At 57.9% G+C, this 16,408-nt stretch carries 11 protein-coding genes; 6 read left to right on the forward strand and 5 right to left on the reverse strand.

Features of this window, described 5'->3' with window-relative positions; all coding sequences use genetic code 11:
* Positions 1 to 43: 43 nt before the first annotated feature.
* Positions 44 to 1,555, reverse strand: a complete 1,512-nt coding sequence (gene pepA / locus FQK12_RS25685) for a leucyl aminopeptidase (RefSeq protein WP_004098131.1) — start codon at positions 1,553 to 1,555, stop codon at positions 44 to 46.
* A 393-nt stretch (positions 1,556 to 1,948) separates the two neighbouring features.
* Between pepA and lptF the strand changes: the two genes are divergently transcribed.
* Positions 1,949 to 3,046: an LPS export ABC transporter permease LptF gene (gene lptF / locus FQK12_RS25690; protein ID WP_004098132.1), complete on the forward strand. Its 1,098-nt coding sequence runs from the start codon at positions 1,949 to 1,951 to the stop codon at positions 3,044 to 3,046.
* On the forward strand, positions 3,046 to 4,128 hold the full coding sequence (lptG, locus tag FQK12_RS25695) for an LPS export ABC transporter permease LptG (protein ID WP_014227676.1): 1,083 nt from the start codon (positions 3,046 to 3,048) through the stop codon (positions 4,126 to 4,128). Before lptF ends, lptG begins: the two co-directional genes overlap by 1 nt.
* A gap of 41 nt (positions 4,129 to 4,169) precedes the next feature.
* Here the strand turns inward: lptG and FQK12_RS25700 are convergent, their stop codons facing one another.
* Both FQK12_RS25700 and FQK12_RS25705 read right to left on the reverse strand, forming a co-directional pair.
* Positions 4,170 to 5,672, reverse strand: coding sequence for a helicase HerA-like C-terminal domain-containing protein (locus FQK12_RS25700; RefSeq protein WP_014227677.1), 1,503 nt, complete (start codon positions 5,670 to 5,672; stop codon positions 4,170 to 4,172).
* A gap of 86 nt (positions 5,673 to 5,758) precedes the next feature.
* The gene (locus tag FQK12_RS25705; RefSeq protein ID WP_014227678.1) at positions 5,759 to 6,580 is read right to left on the reverse strand and encodes a TIM barrel protein; all 822 of its coding nucleotides are present in this window, start codon (positions 6,578 to 6,580) and stop codon (positions 5,759 to 5,761) included.
* 361 nt (positions 6,581 to 6,941) lie between these two features.
* On the opposite strand from FQK12_RS25705, the gene FQK12_RS25710 reads away from it, so the two are divergent.
* Positions 6,942 to 8,447: a CoA-acylating methylmalonate-semialdehyde dehydrogenase gene (locus FQK12_RS25710; protein WP_014227679.1), complete on the forward strand. Its 1,506-nt coding sequence runs from the start codon at positions 6,942 to 6,944 to the stop codon at positions 8,445 to 8,447.
* 18 nt (positions 8,448 to 8,465) lie between these two features.
* The gene (iolB, locus tag FQK12_RS25715) at positions 8,466 to 9,275 is read left to right on the forward strand and encodes a 5-deoxy-glucuronate isomerase (protein ID WP_014227680.1); all 810 of its coding nucleotides are present in this window, start codon (positions 8,466 to 8,468) and stop codon (positions 9,273 to 9,275) included.
* A 663-nt stretch (positions 9,276 to 9,938) separates the two neighbouring features.
* Here the strand turns inward: iolB and FQK12_RS25720 are convergent.
* Complete coding sequence (locus tag FQK12_RS25720; RefSeq protein ID WP_004098142.1) at positions 9,939 to 10,796, reverse strand: MurR/RpiR family transcriptional regulator; 858 nt, start codon at positions 10,794 to 10,796, stop codon at positions 9,939 to 9,941.
* Positions 10,797 to 10,947: 151 nt separating this feature from the next.
* Positions 10,948 to 12,861, reverse strand: a complete 1,914-nt coding sequence (gene iolC / locus FQK12_RS25725; protein WP_014227681.1) for a bifunctional 5-dehydro-2-deoxygluconokinase/5-dehydro-2-deoxyphosphogluconate aldolase — start codon at positions 12,859 to 12,861, stop codon at positions 10,948 to 10,950.
* A 525-nt stretch (positions 12,862 to 13,386) separates the two neighbouring features.
* Here iolC and iolD point away from each other — a divergent pair.
* On the forward strand, positions 13,387 to 15,327 hold the full coding sequence (iolD, locus tag FQK12_RS25730) for a 3D-(3,5/4)-trihydroxycyclohexane-1,2-dione acylhydrolase (decyclizing) (RefSeq protein ID WP_014227682.1): 1,941 nt from the start codon (positions 13,387 to 13,389) through the stop codon (positions 15,325 to 15,327).
* A gap of 48 nt (positions 15,328 to 15,375) precedes the next feature.
* A complete protein-coding gene (locus FQK12_RS25735; protein ID WP_004098145.1) occupies positions 15,376 to 16,389 on the forward strand; it encodes a Gfo/Idh/MocA family protein in 1,014 nt (337 codons plus the stop codon).
* The last annotated feature ends 19 nt before the right edge of the window (positions 16,390 to 16,408 follow it).

A 16,408-nucleotide genomic window follows, 5' to 3' on the forward strand; every position in this document is an offset into this window, starting at 1 on the left:
CGTTGGCCCGGCAAGCGTAACGCCGCCGGGCATCAGACGGCAATTACTCTTCGCCGGTAAATCCGGCGCGGTTGAGCAGGAACTGCGACAGCATCGCCACCGGACGACCGGTCGCGCCTTTGGCTTTTCCGGAACGCCACGCGGTACCGGCGATATCCAGGTGCGCCCAGTTGTACTTGCGGGTAAAGCGCGCCAGGAAGCAGCCCGCGGTAATCGCCCCGCCGGGACGGCCGCCGATATTGGCCATATCCGCAAAGTTAGACTCCAGCTGCTCCTGGAACTCGTCGCCGAGCGGCAGACGCCATGCGCGATCGCCCGCCAGTTCGGACGCACCGATCAGCTCGTGGGCCAGCGGGTTGTGGTTCGACATCAGACCGGTGATGTGATGGCCCAGCGCAATCACGCAGGCGCCGGTCAGCGTGGCCACGTCGATAACGGTTTCCGGCTCGAAGCGCTCAACGTAGGTCAGCACATCGCACAGCACCAGACGCCCTTCGGCATCGGTGTTCAGCACTTCCACCGTTTGCCCGGACATCGTGGTCAACACGTCGCCTGGACGATAGGCGCGGCCGCCCGGCATGTTTTCACATCCGGCCAGCACGCCGACAACGTTCAGCGGTAGCTGAAGTTCGGCAACCATACGCATCACGCCGTACACCGCCGCCGCGCCGCACATGTCGTATTTCATCTCGTCCATGCCTTCGGAAGGCTTGATGGAGATGCCGCCGGAGTCAAAGGTCAGACCTTTACCCACCAGCACGATAGGGCGCGCGTCTTCCGCCGGGTTGCCTTTATATTCAATAACCGACATCAGCGATTCATTTTGCGAACCGTTGCCGACCGCCAGATAGGAGTTCATTCCCAGCTCTTTCATCTGCTGTTCGCCGATAACGCGAGTAATGACGTTCTTACTGTAGGTATCGGCCAGCTGGCGCGCCTGAGAGGCCAGATAGGCGGCGTTACAGATGTTTGGCGGCATATTGCCGAGATCTTTCGCCGCTTTGATGCCGGCAGCAATCGCCAGACCGTGCTGAATAGCGCGTTCGCCGCTGGTCAGCTCGCGACGGGTTGGGACGTTGAAGACCATTTTACGCAGCGGGCGACGCGGCTCGCTTTTGTTGGTTTTCAACTGGTCAAAGCTGTACAGCGTCTCTTTGGCGGTCTCGACCGCCTGACGCACTTTCCAGTAGTTATTGCGGCCTTTGACGTGCAGCTCGGTCAGGAAGCAGACGGCTTCCATTGAGCCGGTATCATTCAGCGTATTGATTGTTTTCTGAATGACCTGCTTGTACTGACGTTCATCCAGCTCGCGCTCTTTGCCGCAACCAATAAGCAGAATGCGCTCTGACAGAATGTTCGGCACATGGTGCAGCAATAAAGTCTGGCCAGGTTTGCCTTCCAGCTCGCCGCGACGCAGCAGGGCGCTGATATAACCGTCGCTAATTTTATCAAGCTGTTCGGCGATGGGGGAGAGGCGACGTGGTTCAAAGACGCCGACCACGATACAGGCGCTCCGCTGCTTCTCCGGGCTACCGCTTTTTACACTGAACTCCATGCACTATGCTCCTGAATCTTAAAGACAACAGTGGTGGCTACAGATATACTCGTCGTCTTTCAAGTTGCAGATGCGTTGGCTGCGCCTGCTCACCCCTGTCACTTACCTGATGTAAGCTCCGGGGCTTCACAGTCCTGCCGCCTGCCTGCAACTCGAAATCCATAGAGTATAGAAATTGAAAGCTTTCGTAACTCATGTCCGCTGTTGTGGTGACTTCGTGTTAATCTTAACGTTATTACGGCCTTGGTTCGTCAGAAAAGATCCTGATACGCAGAACCAGCGAGTCATTTAATCTTAGCGATGTTTTCGACGACCAAAGAGAATAAATGACGTTTAAGCCATGAAACAAGCAATTTTCCTGCAATAAAACGGGTTTTTACGGGCGTATTTATAGTGATAATCATAAGATATCTGGTTCGTGAGACGCTGAAAAGCCAGTTGGCGATCCTATTCATCCTGCTGCTCATTTTCTTTTGTCAGAAACTGGTCAGGATCCTCGGCGCGGCTGTTGATGGCGATATCCCGACAAATCTGGTGCTCTCGCTGTTAGGGCTGGGCGTACCTGAAATGGCGCAGCTTATTCTGCCCCTGAGTTTATTCCTCGGGCTGCTGATGACGCTGGGCAAACTGTATACCGAAAGCGAAATTACGGTGATGCACGCCTGCGGCCTGAGTAAAGCCGTACTGGTGAAAGCCGCCATGATCCTGGCGCTCTTTACGGGCGTCGTCGCGGCGGTCAACGTGATGTGGGCCGGCCCCTGGTCTTCTCGTCACCAGGATGAAGTGCTGGCGGAGGCGAAAGCGAACCCCGGCATGGCGGCGCTGGCTCAGGGCCAGTTCCAGCAGGCCAGCGACGGCAGCGCGGTGCTGTTTATTGAGAACGTCAACGGCAACCGCTTCAGCGACGTTTTCCTTGCTCAGCTGCGGCCGCGAGGCAACGCGCGCCCGTCGGTGGTGGTCGCGGATACCGGCGAGCTCTCGCTGCGTAAAGACGGCTCGCAGGTGGTGACCATGAATCAGGGCACCCGCTTTGAAGGCACCGCGATGCTGCGCGACTTCCGCATTACCGACTTCAAAAACTATCAGGCGATAGTCGGCCATCAGGCGGTGGCTTCCGACCCGAACGATACCGAGCAGATGGATATGCGCACCCTGTGGCATACCGATACCGATCGCGCCCGGGCGGAGCTGCACTGGCGCTTCACGCTGGTGGCAACGGTGTTCATCATGGCCCTGATGGTGGTGCCGCTCAGCGTGGTGAACCCGCGCCAGGGCCGCGTGCTGTCGATGCTGCCGGCGATGCTGCTCTATCTGGTGTTCTTCCTGCTGCAAACGTCGATTAAATCGAGCGGCGGTAAAGGTAAAATGGATCCGATGGTCTGGATGTGGGCGGTAAACCTGCTCTATTTCGCGTTGGCCGTGCTGTTGAACCTGTGGGATACGGTGCCGATGCGCCGCTTCCGTGCCCGTTTTAACAAAGGAGCGGCGTGATGCAGGCGTTTGGGGTACTTGACCGTTATATCGGTAAGACGATTTTCAATACCATCATGATGACCCTGTTCATGCTGGTTTCCCTCTCGGGCATCATCAAGTTTGTCGACCAGCTGAAAAAGGCCGGGCAGGGCAACTATGATGCGCTGGGGGCCGGAATCTACACGATTCTCAGCGTGCCGAAAGATATCCAAATCTTCTTCCCGATGGCGGCGCTGCTCGGCGCGCTGCTGGGGCTGGGGATGCTGGCGCAGCGCAGCGAACTGGTGGTGATGCAGGCTTCCGGCTTTACCCGTCTGCAGGTGGCGCTGTCGGTGATGAAAACCGCGATTCCGCTGGTGCTGCTGACCATGGCGATGGGCGAGTGGGTTGCCCCGCAGGGCGAGCAGATGGCGCGTAACTATCGTGCTCAGCAGATGTACGGCGGTTCGCTGCTTTCCACTCAGCAGGGGCTATGGGCGAAAGACGGCCATAACTTTGTGTATATCGAGCGGGTAAAAGGCAACGATGAGCTGGGCGGGGTGAGCATTTACGCCTTTAACGACCAGCGCCGCTTACAGTCCGTTCGCTATGCCGCTTCGGCAAAGTTCGACACCGAGAATAAGCTCTGGCGGCTGTCGCAGGTGGATGAATCCAACCTGACTGACCCGAAACAGGTCACCGGAACGCAGACGGTCAGCGGGACCTGGAAGACCAACCTGACGCCGGATAAGCTCGGCGTGGTGGCGCTGGACCCGGACGCGCTGTCCATCAGCGGCCTGCACAACTATGTTACCTATCTGAAGTCCAGCGGTCAGGATCCGGGCCGCTATCAGCTCAATATGTGGAGCAAAATCTTCCAGCCGCTGTCGGTGGCGGTGATGATGCTGATGGCGCTGTCGTTTATCTTCGGCCCGCTGCGTAGCGTACCGATGGGCGTCAGAGTGGTGACCGGGATCAGCTTCGGCTTTATCTTCTACGTGCTGGACCAGATTTTCGGCCCGCTCACCCTGGTGTACGGCATTCCGCCGATTATCGGCGCGCTGTTGCCGAGCGCCAGCTTCTTCTTGCTGAGCCTCTGGCTGATGATGCGTAAAACCTGACGTCACGCGCCCCCTTCCTGAAGTCAGAAAGGGGGCTTTTTTTAGCGTTTCCGCCCGCCAAGTAAGCTTCCCAGCATTCCCCTGACTATCTGGTTGGTGACCTGACGCACCGCGCTCCTGGCCGCCGTTTGCACAATGCCGTCGCGTTTGCCGCCGCGCGGCCCGGTGGTGCCGAACAGAATGTCTTTGAGCCCGCCGAGCAGACCGTCGTCATCGCCGTTTTGCTGGCCTTTTGCGGGCGGTGATTGCTGCTGCTCCGTTGTGCTCTGAACGCCCTGTTGCAGCATTTCAAAGGCCGATTCACGGTCGATCTCTTCTTCATATTTTCCGTACAGCGCCGAGTGGTTAAGCAGCCCGTTACGTTCGTCATCGGTGACCGGCCCCATACGCGAGCAGGGGGCGATAACCATCGCGCGTTCCACTATCGAAGGGCTGCCTTTCTCATCAAGAAAGGAGATCAGCGCCTCGCCGGTGCCCAGCTCCTGGATCGCCTGTTCGGTACTGAACGCGGGATTCGCGCGCATGGTCTGCGCGGCGGTTTTTACCGCTTTTTGGTCTTTCGGCGTGAAGGCGCGCAGGGCGTGCTGCACGCGATTACCCAACTGACCGAGAACCGCATCGGGAATGTCCGCCGGGTTTTGTGAAACAAAATAGACCCCGACGGCTTTAGAACGAATCAGGCGAATGACCTGCTCGATTTTATCCAGCAGCACCTGCGGCGCATCGTTAAACAGCAGATGCGCTTCATCAAAGAAAAAGACCAGCTTTGGCTTCTCCTGGTCACCGGCCTCCGGCAGGCGTTCGTAAAGCTCGGAGAGCATCCACAGCAAGCTGGCGGCGTACAGCTTCGGCATCTGGTAAAGCTTTTCGGCGCTCAGGATATTAATCACTCCTTTACCCTCAGCGTCGACGCGCATCCAGTCCTGGATATCGAGCATAGGTTCGCCGAAAAAGTGCTCCGCGCCCTGCTGCTCCAGGGTTAATAATCCGCGCTGAATCGCCCCAACGGAGGCGCTGCTGATGTTGCCGTACTGGTTCTGAAACGCTTTGGCGTTGTCGCCAATGTATTGGGTTATGGCGCGCAGGTCTTTAAAGTCGAGCAGCAGCAGCCCGCGATCGTCGGCGATACGGAAGATGATATTCAGCACCCCAGACTGAACCTCATTGAGGTTGAGCAGGCGAGCCAGCAGCAGCGGCCCGAGATCGGAAACCGTGGCGCGAACCGGGTGGCCTTTTTCGCCAAAAATATCCCATAGCACCACCGGATTGGCGTGCGGCTGCCAGTCCGTTGCGCCGATTTTTTCCAGACGCGCCTGCAGCTTTTCCGAACTTTGTCCCGACTCGGCGATACCGGTGAGGTCGCCTTTCACATCGGCCATAAATACCGGAACGCCGATTTCCGAGAAAGACTCCGCCAGCTTTTGCAGAGTGACGGTTTTACCGGTCCCCGTGGCGCCGGTAATCAAGCCGTGGCGGTTGGCCATAGCGGGCAGTAAATGCAGCTGTTTATCCAGCGTGCGTGCAATCAGCAGAGGTGAGCTCATGAGCGATTTCTCCATTTATCCTGCTGCGAGTATAGGCAACCTGATAGCAAAAGGAGGGAAATCACGCACACCTTCGCTTATTCACGTCAGGCGCAGTGGCGCTGAATTAACGCGATGCTCTGTTCGATTTCGCGGCGGATATCGTCTTCGCTCCAGTTTGCCAATTCCGGCGCGAAGGGTTCGAACGCATACACGCCCTGATAGCCGCGCGCCTCCAGGTTTTTGACCTGCTCGCAGCTTTGCAGCTGGTCTTTTGCGGTCAGCATGATGCGCTCATTGTCGGTAAGGGCTTCGCGCGGGCGGGAATCCTCTACGCCGGAAAGATGGACCAGACCGATTTCGCCGATATCCACCTGGTTAAACTCCTGCTCCGCCTGCGGATAAAGATGATGATGGAAGGTATCTATCAGCAGCTTAAACGGCACCCGCGCGTCGTGGATCAGCGTTTGCGCCTGCGCCGAGGAGCGGAGCGAGCTCTGCGGGAAACCGAGCGGCTCCACCAGCCCCTGAATACCGTAGAAGGCGAATAGCGGCGCCAGGTCACGCAGGGCGTTAAGGGTTTCGCTCGCCGGAACCTCGGTACCATCGTTCAGCGGGCACAGCACCAGCGATTTGGCGCCAACGGCTTTGGCTTCTTTCAGCAATGACTCCGTCAGGCTACGAACCTCTGCGGTGCGGCAGTTGAAGGGGTAGACCGCATTGATAGTGAGGATCTCAATATGGTAGCGGTCAGCCAGCTCTCGCACCTGCTGGTGGCTCAGGTCGTCGGTTACTTTTCCGCTGGGGAGGTCGTTACGTAGCTCGACTTTGTTCAACCCCAGGCTGTTCACCAGCCGGAAAAAGGCCTCAATGCTGAGTGACGGGGCGATCTTGCGGTTGATGCAGAAACGTTGCGATGCAATAGCCATTTTGACTCTCCAGAAATGTAGGGATCGGATTCGTTCGAATACCTCATAGTCAAAACATTTATTCCAAAATTAGCAATGTATGAAATGGTGATTTTTTGAGCCGACTCGCAAAATATTTTTCTGCTGCGTTTTAAAGAGCACGGGTTGCAGGTGGCGCTAAATCTCAACTCTTTTTATCGTGCTTTAGTCCGCAAGCCGGCAATTTCTTACACGAAATTGCGACCATCATCACCAAAATAGAATTTCACTAGCTATCAATATTGAAATATTAATTTCATTTTACTACGGTTACAGCACAGCAGATCCAGTAATGGGCCGTACTGCGTTGGCCCCCGATACCCCATACAGATGAGGCGAGAGCATGACTATCACAGGAAACTTTATTGGCGGGAAAACCGTTACCAGCGGCAGCAGCAAAACAATGCCGGTTTTCGACCCCGCGACGGGCAAAGTGGTCCGCGAAGTCACGTTATCGACCGCGCAGGAAGTCTCTGACACCATTCAGGTGGCGCGTGATGCTTTTGAAAGCTGGTCGCGCACCACGCCGCTGCGCCGCGCCCGCGTGATGTTCAATTTTAAAATGTTACTGGAACAGCACGCTGAAGAGCTGGCGGGGATTATCGTCAGCGAACACGGTAAAGTGTTTTCCGACGCGATGGGGGAGCTGACGCGTGGCATGGAAGTCGTTGAGTTTGCCTGCGGTATTCCGCACCTGATCAAAGGGGAGTTCTCATCGGATGTCGGCACCGGCGTTGATAGCTATTCTCTGATGCAGCCGCTGGGCGTGGTAGCGGGCATTACGCCGTTCAACTTCCCGGCGATGGTACCGATGTGGATGTTCCCGCTGGCGCTGGCCTGCGGCAACAGCTTTGTCCTGAAGCCGCCAGCGCTGGCGCCTACTGCCGCGGTGCGTCTGGCGGAATTGCTGAAAGAAGCGGGTCTGCCGGATGGCGTCTTTAACGTCGTGCACTGCAGCAACGAAGATGCCGAGCAGCTATACCGGGACCCGCGGATCGCGGCGGTAAGCTTTGTCGGATCTTCCGGCGTGGCGGAGCATATTTATAAAACCGCCAGCGCTTATGGCAAGCGGGTACAGGCGTTTGGCGCGGCGAAAAACCACGCGATTGTGATGCCGGATGCCGATCTTGATGCCACCGTGAATGCCATTATGGGCGGCGCGTTCGGCTCGGCGGGCGAGCGCTGCATGGCGCTGCCGGTGGTGGTCGCCGTGGGTGATGAAACGGCGGATAAACTGATTGCGCGCCTGAAGCCGCTGGTGGAATCCCTGAAGGTTGGGCCGGGCTGTATGCGCGGAAAAGAAGAGAACGAAATGGGGCCGGTCGTCTCCGATACCCATCAGAAAAAAGTGCTGGGATATATTGATAAAGGGGTCAGCGAGGGGGCGACGCTGGTGGTTGACGGACGCAAGCCGCAGGTGCGCGGGTTTGAAGAGGGATACTACGTCGGCGGAACGCTGTTCGACAACGTCACGCCGGAGATGACTATCTGGCGCGAAGAGATTTTTGGCCCGGTGCTGGGGATTGTTCGCGTGGCGGATTACCACAGCGCGCTGGAGCTGGTGAACAGCCATGAGTTCGGCAACGGTAGCGCCGTCTTTACCAGCAACGGCCACACCGCGCGTGAATTTGTCCATGATGTCCAGGCCGGAATGGTTGGGGTCAACGTACCGGTACCCGTTCCCATGGCCTTCCATAGCTTTGGCGGCTGGAAACGCTCCGTATTCGGCGCACTGAACGTCCATGGCCCGGACGGCGTGCGCTTCTATACGCGTATGAAAACCGCCACCGTCCGCTGGCCGCAGGGTCAGCAAACCGTATCTGAATTCAGTATGCCGACGTTAGGCTAATCGGCGAAGGAGAGCGCCATGTCTTTACTGGCTAAAGCAAAAAAAGAAGGGCAGATTCAGCACATCACCCCGCAGAGCGCGGGGTGGAAGTACATTGGTTTTGATGTCTGGATGTTAAAGAAAGGGCAAACCGTCACCCTGGAAAGCGGCGATCGCGAACTGTGCCTGGTGCTGGTTGCCGGCCTGGCTTCGGTAAAAACCACGCAGGCGGATTTCCCGAACCTCGGCCAGCGTATGTCGCCGTTTGAGCGGACGCCGCCCTGGTCAGTCTACGTGCCGCCGCAGGATAAAGTCGAAGTGACGGCAGATTCTGACCTCGAGCTGGCCGTATGCAGCGCGCCGGGTAAAGGAACCTTCCCTGCACGGGTTATCTCCCCGCAGGACGTGGGCGTAGAGCATCGCGGTAAAGGGCGTAACCAGCGGCTGGTGCACAATATTCTGCCGGATAGCGCGCAGGCGGACTGCCTGCTGGTGGTGGAGGTTTACACTGACGAAGGGGCGACCAGCTCATGGCCGTCGCACAAGCACGATACGGCGCTGCCGGGACAGGAAACCCAGCTGGAAGAGACCTACTACCACCGTTTCGATCCGCCGCAGGGTTTTGCCTTCCAGCGCGTCTACACCGATGACCGCAGCCTTGATGCCTGTATGGCTCCCTACAACCACGATGTGGTCATGGTGCCGCGCGGCTACCATCCGGTGGCGGCGATTGCCGGATATGACAGCTACTATCTGAACGTGATGGCCGGCCCGGATCGCAAATGGATGTTTACCTGGGAAGAGGATCACGCGTGGATCAATAGCCCTGATTATCCCCGCCACGATTAGCATCGGTTGAGGATAAAAAGGCCGGTTAGCCATGCTTACCGGCCTTTTTGATCCTGTTACCCGAATAAGATCGTCGTCGCAATTCTGCCACATCCCCGGCTCGCGCTGCGCTTAGCCGGGCTACTGGTTTACCGTCGTCTGCGGACAAGTAGCCCGGATAAGACGTGTACATCGCCATCCGGGAGTCATGAAAAACTTAAGCCAGCTGCACCCCGGCTCGCGCTGCGCTTAGCCGGGCTACGGGTTTACCGTCATCTGCGGACAAGTAGCCCGGATAAGACGTTTACGTCGCCATCCGGGAGGCATGAAAAATTTAAGCCAGCTGCACCCCGGCTCGCGCTGCGCTTAGCCGGGCTACGGGTTTACCGTCGTCTGCGGACAAGTAGCCCGGATAAGACGTTTACGTCGCCATCCGGGAATAATGAAAAGCTTAAGCCAGCTGCACCCCGGCTCGCGCTGCGCTTAGCCGGGCTACGGGTTTACCGTCGTCTGCGGACAAGTAGCCCGGGTAAGACGTTTATGTCGCCATCCGTAGGCATGAAAAATTTAAGCCAGCTGCACCCCGGCTCGCGCTGCGCTCAGCCGGGCTACGGGTTTATCGTCGTCTGCGGACAAGTAGCCCGGATAAGACGTTTACGTCGCCATCCGGGAGGCATGAAAAATTTAAGCCAGCTGCTTCGTCTCTGCATCTTTGCTGCTGTTCAGCGCCAGCGAGACCGCCAGCGTCTGGGCCAGGCACAGCGAGGCCACCTGCGAGCGGAAACCATCAACCTGCGCCTCGCGCACCACAAAGCAGACGTCGCTGAAGGCCGCCAGCGGGCTGACCTGGCTGTCGGTAATCGCTATCTGTCGTGCTTTACGCTGCGCGCCGAGCTCCACCAGTTCAACCACTTCCCGAGCATACGGAGAGAAGCTCACCGCCACCACGACATCTTTCGGCCCGACCAGGCTCAGCTGCTCGGTAAACATGCCGCCCAGACCGTCAATCAGGAACGCTTTACGGTCCAGATGGCGCAGGGCGTAGGTCAGATAGGAGGCGACACTAAAGGAGCGGCGCAGGCCAATAACGTAGATATTCTCCGCTTCCGCCAGCAGCGCGACCGCGCGCTGCAGATCGTCGCCGGAGGTCTGCATCGCCAGCTGCTGCAGCGCCTGGGTATTGACCATGGTGAACATATTCAGGATTTCGGTCGGCGTTTCCGGCGGGGTTGCGTCATCCGTCGTGGTCTGGCGGAACAGACGCGCGCGCTCGGTATAGTTAGCCGTCTCTTCCATCAGATGCTGCTTGAACATCTGCTTCATTTCGTTGAAGCCGCTAAAACCAAAGGCGTTAGCGAAGCGGATCAGCGTGGAAGGGGGGACGTCAGCTTGTTGCGCGATAGAGGCCACGGTGTCGAAAGCCACGCTATTGCTGTTATCGAGAATATAGCGGGCTACCTGTTTCAGGCGTTTGCTTAACGTGTCGTAGCGACGCCTGATTTCATCCTGCAAGATGGTAAGTTGGGTCGGATTATTGGCCATAGATTGCGCTCTGAGAAAATGAAAGGAATATAATTTCCAGTGTATCAAATGAAGCGAATTTTTCATTTACTACGATGAAATACGCGATTCATTTCACGAAGATCCAGAAAAAAGCCCGCATCTTCTGAAGAGGATGCGGGCCTGGGCGGAATCAGCCGCGGGCTTCTCGCCAGTAGCCGATGAGCGTGAGGTAGTTGCGTTTCACTTCGTTAATCAGCGCCTCGTCGCTGAGCTCTCCCTGCATCCAGCGCCGTGAAGGCTGGCCAAAAATGGTGCGTCCTACGGCAAAACCTTTGATCATCGGATGCTTCGCCGCTTCGGCAAAACCGGCGCGCAGACGGTCCGAAGGAGCGTCCAGGCCGAGGATTAAGATCCCGCGGCACCAGCTATCTTCGCGCGCGATCAGTTTGCCAATCCTTTCCCATTCCGCGCTCGACAGCGGCGGCAGCTTCCACCAGTCCGGCTGAATGCCCAGCTGATAGAAGTGCTCCAGCATGTCGTGGTAGTGGCGTTCATCTTTATCCGGGCCGTTTTCCGGCAGGATGATTTCCAGCAGCAGCTCATGCCCGGACTTGTTGCACGCCTGCCAGACCTCCAGCAGCAGCGCATCCTGTTCGGCGCGCAGCTCGGCCGGATCGGCCGGATGATAGAAGACCAGGCATTTCACCACGTGCTCCAGCGGCCAGTCGATCAGTTGGGAACCGATGTTGCCGTGTTCCAGACGCAGCGGGCGCGAGCTCGGCATTTCAATCGGTCGACCAATCCACCAGCCCTTGCCGGTGATAGCATTGAGCGAGCGCTGGCCGTAGGTGCCATCGGCGAGGATGCCGCTGCGACCGTCAAGACCGGCTTCGTCTGCGGCGGCTTCCGCGGCCGCCAGCAGCAGCAGCTTCAGCTGCGGAATGCAGGATTCATCACGCCCGGTTTCCAGCGCCAGATCTGCCAGCTGTTTACGGTGGTCAAAGGCGAAAATGCACAGCTCCGGCCATGCCTGGCGGCGGCTGGTGACGCGATGGAGATGGTTGAGACGATCGTCGATATCCGGACGCGGCACCGATTCTGCCCGCGACAGATAGTCGTCAAGCTCGGCTTTGGTCGGCATTGCGGGCGCGCAGCCGTGGCGTGAAACCACCAGCGCGCCGCAGGCGTTAGCGTAGCGGCAGGCCTGCTCCCAGCCTTCATCGTTAAGCCAGCCGCGCAGCAGCCCGGACATAAAGGCATCGCCCGCGCCCAGGACGTTAAGCACGTCTACGCGTACGCCCTGCTGCAGCGGCACGCTATCCCAGCTGTCGGGAATAGCGCCTTCCAGCACCACGCAGCCCATCGGACCGCGCTTGCAAACCAGCGTCGCTTTCGTGGCGTTACGCACGTTTTTCAGCGCGGTCAGGGTATCAGTGCTGCCGCCGGCAATATGAAACTCCTCTTCTGTCCCCACCACTAAATCGAACAGATGCAGGACTTCCTGCAGCTGGCTGGTCACCTGGCCGGATTCAATGAAACGCGTTTCACCGTCGCCTAAAGACGTTAACCCCCAAAGCACCGGACGATAGTCGATATCCAGCGCGGTACGCAGGCCGTGACGGCGGGCGTACTCCAGCGCCTTCAGCACCGCTTCGCGCGTGTTGGCGTGCGAAAGGTGGGTGCCGGTTACCGCCAGCGCCCGGGAAGAGGCGATGTACTCTTCCTTAATATCTTCTGGCGAAAGGGCCATATCGGCGCAGTTATCGCGGTAAAAAATCAGCGGAAACGTCTCCTGATCTTTAATCCCCAGCATCACTAACGCCGTCAGGCGCTGCTTATCGGTGATCAGATATTCGGTATCGACGCCGGCGCGGCTCAGGGTTTCGCGTAGAAAACGACCATTATGCTCATCGCCCACGCGAGCGAGCATTGCCGATTTTAATCCTTGAATGGCGGTGCCGAAGGCGACGTTGCCGGAAGAGCCACCCAGGTATTTAGAAAAACTGGCGACATCTTCCAGCCTCGCGCCAATCTGCTGGGCATAGAGATCGACTGCCACCCGGCCAATACAGATGACGTCGAGTCGCTTTACTGCTGCATTCATAGCTAGGGTTTCCTTTTGCATTTCTGCTGTACGGAAGAGTCGGGATACCGACAGCGTCTCCGAAAACAGCCTGAGGGTTATTGGTTATCTCTAGTTTGAGAAATAAATATTTCATTTGCAAACTAGATCGAAATTAAAAAACCAAAAATGTGAGGGATATACCACTATGCCGCGCTGAGCCTCATTCTGCCTCGGATCCTGGGCTGCGGCTGAAAGTTGAACCAGAGCCCGTTTAGATGCGGTCTTTACCTATGATTTTTAAGGGGATATTAAGAGGTGGGCCGCGTAATTTGCGCGTTATCCCGTATACAGGATGCGAATGAAACGGGTGAAATGCATAGAGAGTTTGATCGCTCTCGCAAAATGAAATATTTTTTCTGTATTTTTATTTAATGAAAAAAATGTTTGCCTATAATCCAGAAGTATTCCAGTGACGTTAACGATTTCCCTGACTCATCGCTGTATCGCTGGGCAGGGCAAAACGCGAACCCACACGCAAATACTGAACAATAAGGATTGGGCAACATGGGCAAACTGAGACTGACAATGGCGCAGGCGCTGGTGAAGTTCCTGGATAACCAGTACCTGGAAGTCGATGGCGAAGAGCATAAGTTCGTCAAAGGCATCTTTGCTATCTTTGGCCACGGCAACGTGCTGGGAATGGGTCAGGCCCTTGAACAAGATAGCGGTGAAATGCGGGTCTATCAGGGGCGTAACGAGCAAGGGATGGCGCATGTCGCCACCGGTTTTGCCAGACAGTCCCTGCGTCGTCAGATTATTGCCTGCACCTCCTCCATTGGCCCCGGCGCGGCGAACATGATTACCGCTGCCGCCACCGCGACCGCCAACCGCATCCCGCTGCTGCTGCTGCCGGGGGATGTGTTTGCGACCCGCCAGCCTGACCCGGTGCTGCAGCAAATCGAACAGAGCCACGATCTCAGCATTACCACTAACGACGCGTTTCGCGCGGTGAGTAAATACTGGGATCGTATCACCCGTCCGGAACAGCTGATGAGCGCCTGTATCAACGCCATGCGCGTATTGACCGACCCGGCGGAAACCGGTGCGGTCACGCTCTGTCTGCCGCAGGATGTCCAGGGCGAAGCCTGGGATTATCCGGAATCCTTCTTTACCCGCCGGGTACACCGCCTTGACCGCCGCCCGGCCAGCGCCGCGCAGCTGGCGGATGCCGTGGCGGCGATTAAAGCCAGCCGTAAGCCGCTGATCGTCTGCGGCGGAGGGGTGAAATACTCCGGCGCCGGCGAGGCGTTGACCCGTTTTGCCGAGCGCTACGGCGTGCCGTTTGCCGAAACCCAGGCGGGTAAAGGCAGCGTTGTCTCTTCGCATCCGTATAACGTGGGCGGCGTCGGCGAAACCGGCTGCCTGGCGGCGAACCTGCTGGCGAAAGAGGCGGATCTGGTCATCGGTCTCGGCACGCGTTTCAGCGATTTCACCACCTCGTCAAAATGGATTTTCCAGCACCCGGGCGTGCGCTTCCTCAATATTAACGTCAGCAACTTCGACGCCTGGAAGCTGGATGGCATCCCGATGCTGGCGGATGCTCGCGAAGCCCTCACCGCCCTGGACGACGCCCTGTCCGGCGAATCCTGGCAGGCTGGCTGGGGCGAGCAAATTGAAAGCGTACAGAGCCGCCAGCTGAAAGAGACCCAGCGCGTTTACCAGGCGGTGTGGCAGGAAACCGCTTTCGTCCCGGAAATCGACGACCATCTGGATCGGGAATCGGTGTATCGCGAATTTCGTCAGATAACCGACTCTACCCTGACGCAAAGCAGCGTCCTTGGCGTACTCAACGAAACGCTGCCGGCGGATGCGGTGATTGTGGCGGCGGCGGGTAGCCTGCCGGGAGACCTGCAGCGCGTCTGGCGCAACCGGGCCACCAACACCTATCACGTGGAATACGGCTACTCCTGCATGGGGTACGAAGTCAGCGCCGCGCTGGGCGTGAAGTTAGCCCAACCGCAAAGCGAGGTCTATTCGCTGGTCGGCGACGGCTCGTTCATGATGCTGCACTCCGAGCTGGTGACCTCCCTGCAGGAGCGCGCGAAGATCAACATCGTGCTGCTCGACAACATGGCCAACGGCTGCATTAACAACCTGCAGATGGAGCACGGTATGGACAGCTTCGGCACCGAGTTCCGCTTCCGCTGCGCCGAATCGGGCCAGCTGCAGGGCGGCCTGGTGCCGGTAGATTTCGCCACCGTCGCTGCCGGCTACGGCTGCAAAACCTGGCGCGTCACGACGCTAGAAGAACTACGCCACGCGCTGGACGCCGCACGCCGCGAAACCGTCAGCACCCTGATAGACATTAAAGTGCTGCCGAAAACCATGGTGCACAAATACGGCAGCTGGTGGAACGTCGGCGTCGCGCAGTCTGCGCTCTCCGAGCGGATCCGCAAGGTGGCGCAAATGATCAATGAAAAACGCGCTCAGGCGCGGGATTACTAAAACAGAACACAAACCCTGAACCCTACAAATCTCGGGAGAAAACCAACTATGTCACTCAAATTAGGTGTCATCGGTGCCGGCGCTATCGGTAAAGAGCATATCCGTCGTTGCACTCAGGTACTGCAGGGAGCCACGGTAGTGGCGGTTTCGGATATCAACGAAGAGAACGCCCGCGCCGCGGTTGCGCTGCCGGGCGTGCATGCCGAAGTGTACGCCGACGGTCATGACGTGATTAAGGCCAGCGATGTGGACGCTATTCTGGTCACCTCATGGGACCCCACCCACGAAGAGTACACCCTGGCCGCCATCGCTGCCGGGAAGCCGGTGTTCTGCGAGAAGCCGCTGGCGATGAGCGCGGAAGGCTGCCGCCGCATCGTTGATGCGGAAATGAAGGCCGGTCGCCGCCTGGTGCAGGTTGGATTTATGCGCCCTTACGACGAAGGCTATCTGGCGCTGAAAAAAGTGATCGATGACGGCGATATCGGCGCGCCGCTGATGCTGCGCTGCGCGCACCGCAACCAGTCGGTGGGTGAGGATTACATCACCAACATGGCGATCACCAACACCCTGATTCACGAACTGGACGTTCTGCGCTGGCTGCTGAATGACGACTATGTTTCCGTGCAGGTGCGCTTCCCGCGCTCCACGTCCCACACCCACGCGCGCCTGAAAGACCCGCAGATCGTGTCGTTTGAAACCAAAAAAGGCACGCTGATCGACGTGGAAGTCTTCGTGAACTGCCAGTACGGCTACGACATCCAGTGTGAAGTGGTAGGGGAAACCGGGATTGCCCGCCTGCCTGAGCCGTCGGCTGTGCAGATGCGCAAAGCCGCTAACCTGTCGACCGCTATCCTGACCGACTGGAAGGATCGCTTTATCAAAGCGTATGACGTTGAACTACAGGCCTTTATCAATGATGTTCAGGCCGGCCAGCTGCACGGCCCATCGGCGTGGGATGGCTACGCGGCGTCCGTTGCTGCCGACGCCTGTATCAAAGCCCAGGAAACCAGCGAGCCGGTTGAGGTGACGCTGCCGGAATGCCCGGCATTCTACAAACGTTAATCCCGCTTTGCTGACGGAA

It is taken from the genome of Klebsiella sp. ME-303, assembly GCF_007910085.1.
Lineage (GTDB): Bacteria > Pseudomonadota > Gammaproteobacteria > Enterobacterales > Enterobacteriaceae > Klebsiella > Klebsiella michiganensis.

What these genes read in the sequence shown, in the direction of transcription:
- pepA (WP_004098131.1), bottom strand. Translation starts at nt 1,555, where the DNA reads ATGGAGTTCAGTGTAAAAAGCGGTAGCCCGGAGAAGCAGCGGAGCGCC.
- lptG (WP_014227676.1), top strand. Translation starts at nt 3,046, where the DNA reads ATGCAGGCGTTTGGGGTACTTGACCGTTATATCGGTAAGACGATTTTC.
- FQK12_RS25700 (WP_014227677.1), bottom strand. Translation starts at nt 5,672, where the DNA reads ATGAGCTCACCTCTGCTGATTGCACGCACGCTGGATAAACAGCTGCAT.
- FQK12_RS25705 (WP_014227678.1), bottom strand. Translation starts at nt 6,580, where the DNA reads ATGGCTATTGCATCGCAACGTTTCTGCATCAACCGCAAGATCGCCCCG.
- FQK12_RS25710 (WP_014227679.1), top strand. Translation starts at nt 6,942, where the DNA reads ATGACTATCACAGGAAACTTTATTGGCGGGAAAACCGTTACCAGCGGC.
- iolB (WP_014227680.1), top strand. Translation starts at nt 8,466, where the DNA reads ATGTCTTTACTGGCTAAAGCAAAAAAAGAAGGGCAGATTCAGCACATC.
- FQK12_RS25720 (WP_004098142.1), bottom strand. Translation starts at nt 10,796, where the DNA reads ATGGCCAATAATCCGACCCAACTTACCATCTTGCAGGATGAAATCAGG.
- iolC (WP_014227681.1), bottom strand. Translation starts at nt 12,861, where the DNA reads ATGAATGCAGCAGTAAAGCGACTCGACGTCATCTGTATTGGCCGGGTG.
- iolD (WP_014227682.1), top strand. Translation starts at nt 13,387, where the DNA reads ATGGGCAAACTGAGACTGACAATGGCGCAGGCGCTGGTGAAGTTCCTG.
- FQK12_RS25735 (WP_004098145.1), top strand. Translation starts at nt 15,376, where the DNA reads ATGTCACTCAAATTAGGTGTCATCGGTGCCGGCGCTATCGGTAAAGAG.